The sequence below is a fragment of the Alienimonas californiensis genome (assembly GCF_007743815.1).
In the GTDB taxonomy this organism is placed as follows: Bacteria; Planctomycetota; Planctomycetia; order Planctomycetales; family Planctomycetaceae; genus Alienimonas; species Alienimonas californiensis.
In genome coordinates this window covers 4731862-4744859 of the sequence record NZ_CP036265.1, presented here as the reverse complement: position 1 = coordinate 4744859, position 12998 = coordinate 4731862, and the positions used below count along the sequence as shown (strand labels likewise).

General features: G+C 71.1%; 11 protein-coding genes. 6 read left to right on the top strand and 5 right to left on the bottom strand.

Going from position 1 to position 12998, the window contains the following annotated elements:
- The first annotated feature begins 88 nt into the window (after positions 1-88).
- Both CA12_RS18795 and CA12_RS18790 read left to right on the top strand, forming a co-directional pair.
- Positions 89-1075, top strand: coding sequence for a lysylphosphatidylglycerol synthase transmembrane domain-containing protein (locus CA12_RS18795; protein ID WP_145360599.1), 987 nt, complete (start codon positions 89-91; stop codon positions 1073-1075).
- Positions 1047-2054 carry a glycosyltransferase family 2 protein gene (locus CA12_RS18790; RefSeq protein WP_145360597.1) on the top strand — a complete coding sequence of 336 codons (1008 nt, stop codon included), beginning with the start codon at positions 1047-1049 and terminating at the stop codon, positions 2052-2054. The genes CA12_RS18795 and CA12_RS18790 overlap by 29 nt, the downstream gene beginning before the upstream one ends.
- Positions 2055-2096: 42 nt before the next feature.
- Here CA12_RS18790 and CA12_RS18785 read toward each other — a convergent pair whose 3' ends face one another.
- Both CA12_RS18785 and nadC read right to left on the bottom strand, forming a co-directional pair.
- A complete protein-coding gene (locus CA12_RS18785) occupies positions 2097-4151 on the bottom strand; it encodes a glycosyltransferase family 39 protein (RefSeq protein ID WP_145360595.1) in 2055 nt (684 codons plus the stop codon).
- The gene (gene nadC / locus CA12_RS18780) at positions 4148-5083 is read right to left on the bottom strand and encodes a carboxylating nicotinate-nucleotide diphosphorylase (protein WP_242688024.1); all 936 of its coding nucleotides are present in this window, start codon (positions 5081-5083) and stop codon (positions 4148-4150) included. Before nadC ends, CA12_RS18785 begins: the two co-directional genes overlap by 4 nt.
- Before the next feature lie 104 nt (positions 5084-5187).
- On the opposite strand from nadC, the gene ald reads away from it, so the two are divergent.
- The 4 genes from ald (at position 5188) to CA12_RS18760 (ending at position 9236) form a co-directional block, all read left to right on the top strand.
- Positions 5188-6294 (top strand): alanine dehydrogenase, encoded by a 1107-nt coding sequence (ald, locus tag CA12_RS18775; RefSeq protein ID WP_145360591.1) that lies wholly within the window; start codon positions 5188-5190, stop codon positions 6292-6294.
- Positions 6295-6423: 129 nt separating this feature from the next.
- On the top strand, positions 6424-7284 hold the full coding sequence (locus CA12_RS18770; protein ID WP_242688023.1) for a sensor histidine kinase: 861 nt from the start codon (positions 6424-6426) through the stop codon (positions 7282-7284).
- The gene (locus CA12_RS18765; protein WP_145360588.1) at positions 7281-8075 is read left to right on the top strand and encodes a response regulator transcription factor; all 795 of its coding nucleotides are present in this window, start codon (positions 7281-7283) and stop codon (positions 8073-8075) included. Before CA12_RS18770 ends, CA12_RS18765 begins: the two co-directional genes overlap by 4 nt.
- 165 nt (positions 8076-8240) lie before the next feature.
- A complete protein-coding gene (locus CA12_RS18760) occupies positions 8241-9236 on the top strand; it encodes an acyl-CoA desaturase (protein ID WP_145360586.1) in 996 nt (331 codons plus the stop codon).
- 78 nt (positions 9237-9314) lie between these two features.
- Here the strand turns inward: CA12_RS18760 and CA12_RS18755 are convergent, their stop codons facing one another.
- The 3 genes from CA12_RS18755 to CA12_RS18745 form a co-directional block, all read right to left on the bottom strand.
- Positions 9315-10367, bottom strand: coding sequence for a hypothetical protein (locus tag CA12_RS18755; RefSeq protein ID WP_145360584.1), 1053 nt, complete (start codon positions 10365-10367; stop codon positions 9315-9317).
- Between the two features lie 12 nt (positions 10368-10379).
- On the bottom strand, positions 10380-11846 hold the full coding sequence (locus CA12_RS18750) for an MBOAT family O-acyltransferase (protein ID WP_145360582.1): 1467 nt from the start codon (positions 11844-11846) through the stop codon (positions 10380-10382).
- Between the two features lie 95 nt (positions 11847-11941).
- Positions 11942-12940 (bottom strand): alpha/beta fold hydrolase, encoded by a 999-nt coding sequence (locus CA12_RS18745; RefSeq protein ID WP_145360580.1) that lies wholly within the window; start codon positions 12938-12940, stop codon positions 11942-11944.
- Positions 12941-12998: the final 58 nt, after the last annotated feature.

Here is a 12998-nt window from a genome sequence, read left to right as displayed (position 1 = left end):
CGGCTCCCCCGACGCCCCGCCGCCTCCCCCGTCGCAGGCGGCCCGCTGGCCGGGGCGCCTGCTCAAATGGGGGCTCACGTTGGCGGTGATGGCGTTCGTCTGTTGGCGGGCGGTCGGGCTGTGGGAGGACGCGGCCCGCCGGCCGTTCGACCTTCGCCCCAGTTGGCTGGCGCCGGCGGCGCTGGCGTACCTGGTCGGCTGGCTGCCGAGCGTCTGGGTGTTCCGCCTGCTGATGCAACGGGCCGGGCAGCGGATCGGCTTCTTCGACGCCGCCCGGGCCTATTACTGCGGACATCTCGGGAAGTACGTACCGGGCAAGGCACTGGCGTTGGTGATCCGCGGGCGGCTGCTGGTCGGCCGCGGCGGGACGTTCGGAGTGGGCGTGTTGGCGGCGGGGCTGGAGACGCTGATTTCGATGGGGGCCGGGGCCGCGGTCGGCGTGGCGCTGCTCCCGTGGGCGCTGGCGGGCACGGACGTGGGCGAGAAGCTCGACCGGTTCCCCGCCGTCGGATTCCTGCTGAACCGGCCGCTGGCCGCGGTCGCGATCGTGGCGGTCGGCACGGCGCTGGCGTTGCCCGTGCTGGCGGCGCTGTTCACCCGACTGGCCGTAAAGCTCGCCCCCCCGGAGGCCCGCGGCGTCGTGCGCTTCAGCCCCGGCGTGCTGGCCGTCGGCTTGGCGGCCTGCGTTGTGGGCTGGATCGGTCACGGCGTCAGCCTGTGGTGCTGCGTGCGCGCCGTCGGCGGGGCCGCGGGGGTCGCTGATTTGCCGGCCTGCGTGGGGGCGGCGGGGCTGGCGACGGCGGCGGGCTTCGCCGCGGTGTTCGCCCCCGGCGGGGTTGGCGTGCGGGAGGCGATCTTGATCGAAACCCTCTCCCCGCGGCCCGGCGTGGGAGCGACCGCGGTCGCCGCGGCGGTCCTGCTGCGGTTGGTCTGGCTGGCAAGCGAGTTGTGCGCCGCCGCGCTGCTGTACTACGTTCGCCGGGTCCCGCCCGCCGGTTCCCCCCCCGGCCCCCCCGCTGGTTCCCCCCCAGGCCCGCCGCCCGCCGATGCTGTCGATCCTCGTCCCGGTCTATAACGAGCGCGACAGCCTCGTCGAACTGCACCGTCAGGTGACGCGGGCCTGCGAGGACGCCGACCTGTCGTTCGAGATGATCCTCATCGACGACGGCTCCCGCGACGGGTCATGGGAAATCATCGAGGGGCTGGCCGCCGCGGACGAGCGGGTCAGCGGCGTGCGGTTCCGGCGGAACTTCGGCAAGGCGGCCGCCCTCACCGCCGGCATGCGGGCCGCCAGCGGCCGATTGCTGCTAATGATGGACGCCGACCTGCAGGACGATCCCGCGGAGATCCCCGCCTTCATCGCCAAGCACGAGGAGGGGTTCGACGTCGTCAACGGCTGGAAGGAACGCCGGCTCGACCCATTCGGGAAAACGTTTCCCAGCAAGGTGTTCAACGGGCTCGTCGGCCTCCTCACAGGGCTTAAGCTCCATGATCATAATTGCGGACTAAAACTGTTCACCGCGGATGTGGCCAGCGAGATCCGCATCTACGGCGAGCTGCACCGGTTCATCGCCGTGCTGGCCCACGCCCGCGGGTTTTCCGTCGCGGAGCAGAGCGTCAACCACCGCCCCCGCCTCCACGGGCACAGCAAGTACGGCGTTCGCCGATTCCTGCGGGGACTGCTCGATCTGCTGACCGTCACCTTTCTCACCGGCTACGGTCAACGCCCGCAACACCTGTTGGGCGCCGTCGGCCTGGGCGCCTTCGGCCTCGGCTTCCTCGGCCTGGCCTATCTCGCGTGCGCCTGGGTGGCGATGAACGTGTTCGGCCTCGGCGAGCCGGAACCGATCGGCGGCCGGCCGCTGCTGCTCTATTCGATTGCGTTGCTGTTGCTCGGGGCGCAGGCGTTGAGCCTCGGCCTGCTGGCGGAACTGGTCGTCAGCTACGTGACCCGCGACCGCGACAGCTACAGCGTGAAGGAACGCACGCGGGACCGGGACTCTGACGTCGAAGAATCCACCCTTGGAGCTGCGACCGTCAGGGAGCGTCTCTAGCAGTCGGCGACCGCGGTGGGACGCTCCCTGACGGTCGCGGCTCTACTTACGGGGCGAGAGAAACAACTCTCCGACGACGCGGTCCCCCAGCGCGACCGGTTCCCCCGGCCGCAGTTCGCCGCGGGCCACCCGCTCCGCCAGGAAGCCGGGCGTGACCCGCGGATCGAAGCCGTAGCTGTCGCGGTAGCGGGCGATCTCCCCCCAGTTCACCGCCACCGCGGCGACGCCCGCCGGCAGCGACTCGTCCGGGTCCGCCAGCGGCGGCGTGTTCCAGACGGTGGCGTAGATCGGGCGGAACTCCGCTCCGAACACCTGCGCCTCGCCGATCAGGACGACCGTATCCTCCGGGCCGAACCGCTCGTTGAGCGCCGCGATCAGCGGGGCCGTGTGCTGATTTACCCACTGTCCAGCGACCCGGGGGTCGGCGGTGAACGGAACCTCCCCGGCGATCCCCCCGACGCAGACGGCGAGATTGAACAGCACACCGGCCCCCGCGGCCGTCCATGCTGCGATGCGGGCCGGCGGTTCCGCCCGCGTCGTCGCCCACCGCAGCCCGGCCCCGGCCAGCACGCACCCGGCCGGCAGCAGGGGGACCCAGAAGCGGTCGATCCGGTGCGTCGCGAGGTACCACAACACGATCAGTCCCCCCAGCGTCGCCGCCAGCCACCCCGCCCGCTGCGGCCCCGTGCGGGACGAACCCGCGAGCGCCGCCAGCGGGGCAAAGGCGATCAGCAGCGAGGTGTGAAACGTGTCGAGCCCCAACGGCTGCCCCAGCCAGTGCGGCCAGCGGGCCGGCGACCAGTCCGGCGGCGAATGGGCGGCGGCCCAGCGGGCGTTCGTCGCCGCGTCCCAGCCGTCCCCGCCGAGCACGTCCCACAGCAACGGGAAGACCGGATTGCCGGTCTCTATGACGTTCTTCAACAGCCACGGCCCGGCGAAGAGGGCGAAACCGCAAGCGAACGCCGTGAGGTTCGCCCAGCGTCGCACCGTGAATAGAAGAGCCAGCGCGGCCGGCGCCGCGATCAGCAGCAGCGCCGGGTACTTGCAGCCGAACGCCGCCCCGGCGAGCAGCCCCGCCAGCAGTGCCGGGCGCCACGATGCCAGTCGCCGCCGGCGAACCGCAATCACCACCGCGAGCAGCGTGAGCGTCCCGTACGCGCACAGTGCCCCCTCCGCGTAGGGGTGCAAGGCGAGCCGGACGGCCCACGGACTGGTGAGAAACGCCCCCGCGGCGAACCACCCGCACCCCGCCCCAAACAACCGGCGGGCGACGCAACCCGCCGCCAGCGCCGCCAGCGGGATGAACCCGGCCAGCGTCGCCTGCCCGGCCAGCGCCCCGAGCCGCCAGTCACCGCACAGGTGCATGCAGAGCAGCGTGAGCATCTCCGTCCCCGCCGGCATCTGCGTGTAGACGTTGTGCGGCAGCCGTTCGATCCGCCCCGCTTCGAACCACTCCTTCGGCCCCTGCAGGTGATACTCGCGGGCGTCGAACTCCGTGGTGGGAACGGTGGAGCCGAGGGTGATGAGGACGAGAAACGGGGCGACGGCGACGAAGGCCGCCCGAGACAGGCCGCGCGTCGAATGGTCGAGCGCGTGTCCCAGCGCCCGCCTGCCGGGTAACGGGTCTCGGAAGAGCCAGCGTCGCGGATTCGCCCTGGGGCGGAACACGGTTCCCACGACCGCGAGCCCCGGAAGCAGCGGAGCGAGGACCGCAGTCCAACCCACCATGCCTGTCAGTAGCGTACTCGTCGAAATCAAAGCCGCTCCCAGTCCGGATCCGAGACTGATGCGTTCCCAGAAGGTGAGTTCAGAGCACCGTGACGCCGCGAGCGGGATCTGCCCGATCCCTAAGGCAAGGAGCCACACCCATGCCGCCACGCCCCACGCCATCCACCGCCACGGGTGCAGTACTCCGGCGAGGCCGGTCGGCAGGTCGGCCGGGTTCTCGAACAACTGCTCCGGGACGAGCAGCATGTTGCCGGCGATGGCGGCCCGCGTGCCGGCCGGGCCGGGGAGATCGCGGGTGAAGAACCAGAGGCTCGCCGCGAGGATCCACGCCGCCGCGGCCCACGGCTTCCAGTTCGCCCCGCCGTTCACGGCAGCGTCGGCGGGCCGGCGTCGTGCCAGTCGAAGCCGAGGTCCAAGGCCACCGCGGAGTGCGTCAGCGCCCCAACGCTGATGCGGTCCACGCCGCTTTCGGCGATCGCCCGCACCGTATCGAGGTTTACCCCGCCGCTGGCCTCCAGCTTCACGTTCGATCCGGCGGCGTCCCGCTCCGCGACCGCCTGCTTCAGCGCCTCGGGCGGCAGGTTGTCGAGGAGGATCACATCCGGCTCCGCAGGCAGGACGGCGGCGAACTGGTCGTGCCGATCGACTTCCACGATCAGCAGCGCCTCCGCCGGCAGTTCCCCCTTCACCCGCCGCACCAGAGCGCCGAGGTCGCCGCGCTCCCCGGTCCGCTCCCGCCACGCGGCGAGGTGGTTGTCCTTCACCAGGCAGGCGTCGTGCAGGCCCATCCGATGGTTCGCCCCGCCCCCGCAGCGGACAGCGTATTTTTCGAGCCGGCGGTAGCCCGGGTGGGTTTTGCGGGTGTCGAGAACCACGGCGTTCGTTCCTTCCACTGCCTCCACGAACCGCCGGGTCAGCGTGGCGACGCCGGAGAGGTGCGTGAGAAAGTTCAGGATCGTCCGCTCCGCCGTCAGCAGATCACGGACCGGGCCGAACAGGCTCGCCACGATGCTGCCGGGGTGCAGCGCGTCGCCGTCCCGGGCGATCGGCAGCAGTTCCAAGGGGGCGTTTCCGGTCCGCTCGGCGACCGCGGGCAGGATGCGTTCGACGATCGGCAGCCCGGCGAGCACGCCACGGGCGCGGCTCTTCACGTCGCACCCGCCGGTGGCGTCGGCGGGGACGAGCAGGCGGCTGGTGAGGTCGTCGCCGTCCGGGCCGAGGTCCTCGTCGAGAGCCAGGGCGATCAGCGCGTCGGCGGCGCGGGCGTCGGCGTCGGTGAAGGCGGGGCGTTGGTCGGACACCCCCATAGGGTGCGTCGAACCGCCCTGGAATGCCATCCCCCGCAGGGGCCTCCGCTACACTCCCTCCCCCTCCCCCCGGTTCCCCGGCCTCCCGGAGCAGTTTGATGATCGTCGGCGTTCCCACCGAGACGAAGTCGGATGAGTACCGCGTCGCCATGCTGCCCAGCGGCGTCGAGGACCTGACCGCCGCCGGTCATCGCGTGCTGATCCAGACCGGCGCCGGCGTCGGTAGCGGCATCGAGGACGCGGAGTACGCCGCCTACGGGGCGGAACTTGTCGGCGCCGCCGGGGACGTCTGGGGCGAGGCGGAACTGATCGTCAAGGTGAAGGAACCGCAGCCGAGCGAATGGGCGCTGATGCGGCCGGGGCAACTCGTCTTCACCTACTACCACCTCGCCGCGGACCGGGAACTGACGGAGGCCGTCCGGGACACCGGGGCCACGGCGCTGGCCTACGAAACGCTCCGCGGCCGGGCGGGCGATCTGCCGTTGCTCACCCCAATGAGCGAGGTTGCCGGGCGGATGAGCGTTCAGCAGGGGGCGAAGTTCCTCGAACGTCCGCAGGAGGGCCGCGGCATCCTGCTGGGCGGCGTGCCGGGGGTACCGCCGGCGTACATCGTGATCCTCGGCGGCGGGGTGGTGGGTAAGAACGCCGCAAAGATCGCCGCCGGCTTCGGGGCGGAGGTTCGCGTGCTGGACGTGAACCCGAACACCATGCGGCACCTCGGCGACGTGATGCCGCCGAACGTGATCACCGTGCACTCCGACCGGCACAACGTCCGGCGGGAGGTGCTGAAGGCGGACTTGGTGATCGGCGCCGTGCTGATCCCCGGCGCCGCGGCCCCCAAGCTAGTGACCCGAGCCGACGTCGCGGCGATGAAGACCGGGGCGGTGGTGGTCGACGTCTGCATCGATCAGGGCGGCTGTTTCGAGACCAGCCGGCCGACCAGCCACGCGGAGCCGACCTACATCGTGGACGGGGTGGTGCACTACTGCGTGACGAACATGCCGGGCGCCGTGGGGCGGACGAGCACGTTCGCTCTGTGCAACGTGACGTTCCCCTACGTCCGGCGGATCGCCTCGCTGGGCCTGCCGGGCGCCTGCGCCGCCGAGCCGGGGCTGCGGGAGGCGGTGAACTGCCACGGCGGGGCGATCACGTACCGCCCGGTCGCGGAGACGTTCGGGCTGCCGTTTGAGGAGCTGCCCTTCTAAACGGACTCCCGCGCCGACGTGCCGTCGCCGGGGGGCGAGTTGGGTGGAGGCCGGGCGGCACGATAGGCTGAGGACATCGCCGCTCCGATTCGCCGCCGCCGCACGCTGCATCTGCCGGTCACGCTCAGCGTGGTCCTGCTGGCGCTGAATATCGCCCTGATGACGGCCTGGATCGTCATCCTGTCGGACACCTACCAGTACACGGCGCTGACGGTGGGCACCGTGCTGTTCGCGCTGGTGCTGGTCGGTTCGACGGCCTATCTGATCCTCAGCATCAAGGCGGTGCGGCTGCACGCCCGGCAGGTGAACTTCGTCGACAGCGTGACCCACGAACTGAAAACGCCGCTGGCCGCGGCGAAGCTGTATCTGGAAACGTTGCAGATGCGGCCGGACATGCCGGCGGAGAAGCGGTCCGACTGCCTGGAAGTGATGGCCGCGGAGCTGAACCGGCTGGAGCACCTCATTATTCAACTGCTGGAAGTCGGCCGACTGGAGCGGCTCGGCACCGGCGTGGAGGTGGAGGACGTGGACCTCGCCCCCCTGCTCCGCCGGGCGATGACCACCGCGGCGGCCCATCACAAGCAGGACCCGGAGGAGATTTTTACGGCCGACCTGCACTCCGTGATCGTGCCGGCCCGCCGGATGATCCTGGAGACGATCTTCGGCAACCTGCTGGACAACGCCGTGAAATACGGCGGCCAGCCGGGCGCCGCCCCGCAGGTGACGGTGCAGGTGTCGGAGCGGCGCGGCCGGGTCGTCACCCGCATCGCCGACGACGGCGCCGGCGTGCCGGCCGAGTTCCGCAAAAAGATCTTCGACCTGTTCTACCGCGGCGGAAACGAACTGGAACGCACCCGTCGCGGGACGGGGCTGGGCCTGTACATCGTGCGCACGCTCGTCACGCTGCTGAACGGGAAGGTGCAGGTCTTCGACCGCGCCGACGGCCCGGGAAGCGTCTTTGAAGTCGATTTGCCGGGGATTCGTCAATGAGCTCCTTCACCCCCCCGCCCCGCGGCCCCTTCGCCCGGGGCGATCGCGCGCCGCGACTGCTCGTCGTGGAGGACGAACGGGCGATTGCCGAGGGGCTGCGGTTCAACTTCGAGGCGGACGGCTACGCCGTGACCGTGACCGGCGACGGCCACTCCGCGCTGGCGGCGTTCGAGGCGGCGAAGGCGACGGGCAACGGCGCCGGGGCGTTCGACGGCATCATCCTCGACCTGATGCTGCCGGGGATGAGCGGCTACGAGATCTGCCGCACGATCCGCCGCACGGACCCCGCCGTGCCGGTCCTGATGCTCACCGCCCGCACCCTCACGGAGGACAAGATCGGCGGCTTCGAGGCCGGGGCGGATCAGTACGTGACGAAGCCGTTCGTCCTCCCGGAGCTGCTGGCCCGGGTGCGGGCGATGCTCGCCCGCCCCCGGCCCGTACTGCCCGAGGAGCCGCCGAGCCGCGAGCCGGTGCGGGAGTTCGGCGACGTGACCGTCGACTTCGACGCCTTCCGCCTGACCGTCGCGCGGGGCGGTAAATCGCGGACGCACGACCTCACCACGCAGGAGACGGCGTTGCTCCGGCTGTTCGCGGAGAACCCCGGGCGCGTGCTCCCGCGGCAGGAAATTCTGCGAAAGGTCTGGCCGCCGGACGCCGACGTGACCACACGGACCATCGACAACTTCGTGCTTCGCCTCCGCCGGATGGTTGAGCCGGACCCGCCCAATCCGAAGTTCCTCGTCAGCGTGCGGGGGACCGGCTATCGGTTCGAGCCCGAGGGTTCGTCATAAGTCGAACAGCCGGAGCGGGTTGCGAGGTGACGGAAAGGTGACGGAGGCATGACGGGCCGCTGACGGCCCAAAGGCGACGTTCGCCTACTGTACTGACCGAAGTGACACCGGGATCGCGGCCAGTGCCGTCCCGGACCGCCGCCGAACCCTTCCGTCAGTCGCCTAATGTCCGCTGCTCTCGCCCCAAAGACTGCCCGCCCACGGAAGCCCGCCGCGCCGCTGGTCGACCAACCGGCCGCTCGGGCGGAGAACGGCGACGCGAAGTTGCAGGCCGCTGCGAAGCGGGAACGGGCGGAGGCCGACCGCGAACGGCTGTTCGATTCCTTCAACAGTCGGCACCTCTGGAGCCGGATCAGCTGGCCGGTGCTGATTTGGATCACGGCGATGCACGTCGGCGCCGTGGCGGCGTTCTTCTTCGTCACTTGGGAGGCGATCGCGGTCGCCGTCGCCCTGCACTGGCTGACGCTGTCGATCGGCATCTGTCTGGGCTACCACCGCTTTCTGTCCCACAAGAGCATGAAGCTGCGGACGCCGGCGGAGTTCTTCGTGCTGCTCTGCGGCGTGCTCTCCGGCGAGGGCTCCCCGCTCACCTGGGCCGCCACCCACCGCCTGCACCATCACCGCAGCGATCAGCCCGGCGACCCGCACTCCCCGCACACCGACCACGACGACGGCTGGTGGGCCCACCTCTACTGGCTGTTCCTCGATCGCAGCCCGCGGGACCAGGAACTGCTTTATGAGAAGTACGTGCCGGAACTGAAGGATCGGCCGATGCTGCGGTTCTTCGAGAAGACTTACGGCCTCTGGATGGTGCTCCCCGGCGTCGCCCTCTATGCGGTCGGCGGCATGCCGATGCTGCTGTGGGGCCTGTGCGCCCGGATGACCTACGCCTATCACAGCACCTGGTTCGTCAACTCCGCCACGCACCTGTGGGGCTACCGGAACTACGAGACCCGCGACGAGAGCAAGAACCTCTGGTGGGTCGCGGTCGTCAGTTACGGCGAGGGCTGGCACAACAACCACCACGCCCACCCGTCCAACGCCCGGGCCGGCCACAAGTGGTACGAGCTGGACCCGACCTTCTGGGTCATCAAGGCGCTGAAGGCGACCGGCATCGCCTACGACGTGAAGGACAAGATCCCCGCCCCGGCCCAGCCGTAAGCGGCGACCCTTCGACGGCAACTCCAAAGCGCCCAGGCCGGAGCGATCGCTTCGGCCTGGGCCTTTTCATTGGGTGACTCAGAGCACGCCGCGGCGGCCCAGTTCGTCCAGCAGCGCGGCGGTGAAGACGGGGCGGTCCCGTTCGTCGAGGTGCGAGCCGTCCGGGCACTCCAGCGCCGCCGCGGCGGGCAGATCGCGGAAATGAACGGTCGGGGCGCCGACCCGGGCCTCGAGTCGATCCCAGTACCGGGGGCGGGGGTAGCGGCGTTCGTCGATGTCCCAGTGGGCGCCGGTGGTGGGGAATCGCACGAACGCGACCCGTCCGCCGCGGCGGACGATCCGTTCGACGCTGTCCCGCAACGGGGCGCTGCGTCGCAGCCACTCCGCCGGCTCGATCTGCTCGAGCCGACCCTCGGCCAGGTGGCGTTCGAGCCGCCCGAGCTGATGGCGTTGCAACGCCCCGGACGTGGCGCCGGCGCCGCGATAGTCCGCCGCGACGAAGCGATCGGCCGCGCGATAGGTGATGGGCGGCGGCGGGGCCTCGCCTTTGAGCAGGGCGGCGATCGCCTCCCACCGGAATCGCATGTCGCCGGCGACGACCGACTTGGCCTCCACCGCCGCCCACAGGCGGGCGTGACGCCGCTCACTGGCGGTCGTCGCCCGCGCCTCGTCCGCCCGCAAACGGGATTCGGCGAGCATCGCCTCGCCGAGGTGCAGGGCGTTGAAGTCGACGATCACCGTGCCGCGGAAGTTCGGATCGGCGGCGAGGTCTTCGAGGAAGCCGGTCCCGGAGCCGCCGTCGAGAGCCAGATTCGCCGTCGGCCGGTGTGGATGCCGGCGGCGGAAGGTCTCCGCGTCGAATCCCAGTTGCATCCGCGAACCGCCCAGCAGCACGACGGCGTTCGGCCCCGCGGCGGTCGCCTGTTGGCGGTACCAGCCGTGCAGCTCCGGCGAATCATTGACGGACGGCCGCCACCCCGCCGCCCGCAGGCCGACTTCCACGCCGCCCAGTAACAGGCCCAGCGCCGTCAACGCCCCCAGCGCCGCCCGACGGGCGACCCGCAGATCGACGCGGGCGGCGGGGAAGCGATCAGGCGAGCCGTGCGGCTCTGCGGGCGCGACGGTCGTCATCGGGGGATCGGCTCAGAATTGAAAGTAGATGAACGTCGCGTCGTCCGGCCGCGGGGCGAAGGCGGTGGCCAGCGCCATCAACACCAGCGACAGCGAGATCCAGCCCCAGCCCCACCCCGCCGCCGCGGCCTCCAGCGTGGTGTGCCGGCGGAGGTAGTGAACGGTCAGCAGACCGGCGACGGCGGCCAGCGCCGGCCCGGCGACGGCCCAGTCGACGGCCGTCGCCGGGGCAACGCCGTTCAGCCCGCTCATCGCCTCAAGCATCGCGGCCGCTTGGGCGAAGCTCCCGGCACGGAAGAAGGTCCACGTCACGCAGATCGCCAGGAACGTCGCCGCGATCAGCGCCAGTTCGCCGTACCACCGGCTCCACAGCGACCACCGGGCCACGGGCGCGGACCGCAGACTGCGTTCGGCGATCAGCAGCGCCCCGTGCAAACCGCCCCAGGCGAGGAACGTCCAGGCCGCCCCGTGCCACAGGCCGCCCAGCAGCATGGTGAGGGCCAGGTTACGCAGTGTGAACCAGCGCCCGCCGCGGTTCCCGCCGAGCGGGATGTAGAGGTAGTCCCGCAGCCAGCCGGACAGCGAAATGTGCCAGCGCCGCCAGAAGTCGCTGAACCCCACGGCCGCGTAGGGGAAGCGAAAGTTCTCCGGCAGGGCGAACCCCAGACACATCGCCACGCCGATCGCGCAGGTGCTGTACCCGGCGAAGTCGCAGAAGATCTGCCCCGCGAACGCCAGCGTGCCGATCCAGGCGTCCGCGAATCCGTAGCCCGCCGCCAGCCGATCCGCAGCGCCCTCCGCCCCGGGAGCGCCGAAGGCCGCGTTCGCCGCGGGGCCGAGGAAGGCGTCCGCCAGAGCCACTTTCTCGAACAGCCCGACCACAATCAGGCTCAACCCCCAGCAGAACCGCCCGGAATCCGCACGGCGGGGGGCGGTCAGCTGGGGCAGGAAGTCGGTCGCCCGCACGATCGGCCCGGCGACGAGCTGCGGGAAGAAGCTGACGTACAGGGCGAAGTCGAGCAGGCTCGGCCAGGGGGGGGCGTTCCCGCGGTAGACGTCGATCGTGTAGCTGAGCGTCTGGAACGTGAAAAAGCTGATCCCCACCGGCAGCAGGATCGACGTGCCCCCCGGTTCGTAGCCCGTCCAGCCGAGGGCGTGCACCGCGGCGACGAAGTTCTCGATCAGGAACCCGCCATACTTGAAGTAGCCCAGCATCCCGAGGTTCGACGTCAGGCTGAGGCCCAGCCAGAACCGCCGCATCCCCGGCGTGACGGCCCCGTGCATCCCCTTCGCCGCGAACCAGTCGACGACGGTGCTGACCGCCAGCAGGGCGACGAACGGCGGGTGCTCCGCCGCGTAGAACAGGTAGCTGAAGCCCAGCAGCGCCGCCTTCTTCGCCCGCCACGGCAGGGGCAGGACGTGGTGGACCAGCAGCACCGCCGCGAAGAACAGCAGGAACCCCGGCGAGTGGAACTGCACGGCGGCGGGAGGAGTTGCGGAACCGGGCGGGAGCGGGACTGCCCGCGGTCATAGGTCCCGGCGGCGAACGGCGGCAAGATCGCGCGCGAAGGACGTCAGTCTGCCGGCTCGCTGAGGGTGGACCCCTGCAGGAACCGCACCGTCGCCGCCCGAATCTCGGGGTTCATCATCAGGAAGGAGTGCCCCGCCCCGCGGACGCTGAGGTGATCCGCCTCGCCGACGAGGTGGGCCTCGGCGACGGCGACGGTGCCGTCGTCGTCCCCTTCGATCAGCGGGTTGTAGCCGCTGGCGACGCCCCGGCAGCCGGCGATCGTGGCGAACGTCCCCCGCGGCGCCGGCAGGGCGGACAGCGTCCCCTCCCCCCGCGAGATCTCCGCCGCCGCGGCGCCCCAGAGGAAGTTCAGCGAGTCGCCCACCAGCGGCATGCCCCGCAGTGCGTCCGCCATCGCCGCCCCGTGGTTCGGCACGCCCAGCAGCACGCTGCGGCCCACCGGCACGGAATCGTCCTGAAGTTCGCCCCAGGCCCGCAGCACGATCCCGCCGGCGCTGTGACAGACGAAGTGCAGCCGCACCGGATCGTCCGCGTCCTGGTCGCGGACCAGCCGGTCGGTGATCTCGTCCAGCATCGCCGCGGAGGCCCGCAACGACTGGCGGGTGCTGGGGTAGTCGACGGCGACCGTCGTGAAGCCCGCCGTCCGCAGGTCGGCGGCCAGTCGGGCGAAGCACTTCCCGCTGCGGATCATGCCGTGCAGCAGGATGACCACGTCCCCCGCCGGCCGCGGCAGGTTGCGGGCGGCGATCTCCTGCGCCAGCGCCGCCTCGCAGGCGGCCCGGTCGCCCCAGGCCCGGCGGAGGTCCCAGTCGTCCAGCAGGCGATAATGGCCGGTGACGGCGTGCCGCTGAATCCGCCAGCCGGCCCGGTGGGTCACGTCCCCCCAGAACTGCATGCCGCCCAACGTAGGGAACGGCAGGTTCAGCGGGGCGAACCCGGCCGCCGGCAGAGCGGGCGGCGCGTCGGCGGACGGAACGTCGCGGCGGGCTTCGGTGGGCAGCGGGGCGAGCGTCATGGCGCTGAGCAGGAACGGGGCGAACATGGGCGGTCGATTTTGAGGCGCCGTCGCGGGGCCGGTTATTGACGCGGCCCGCGAAGGT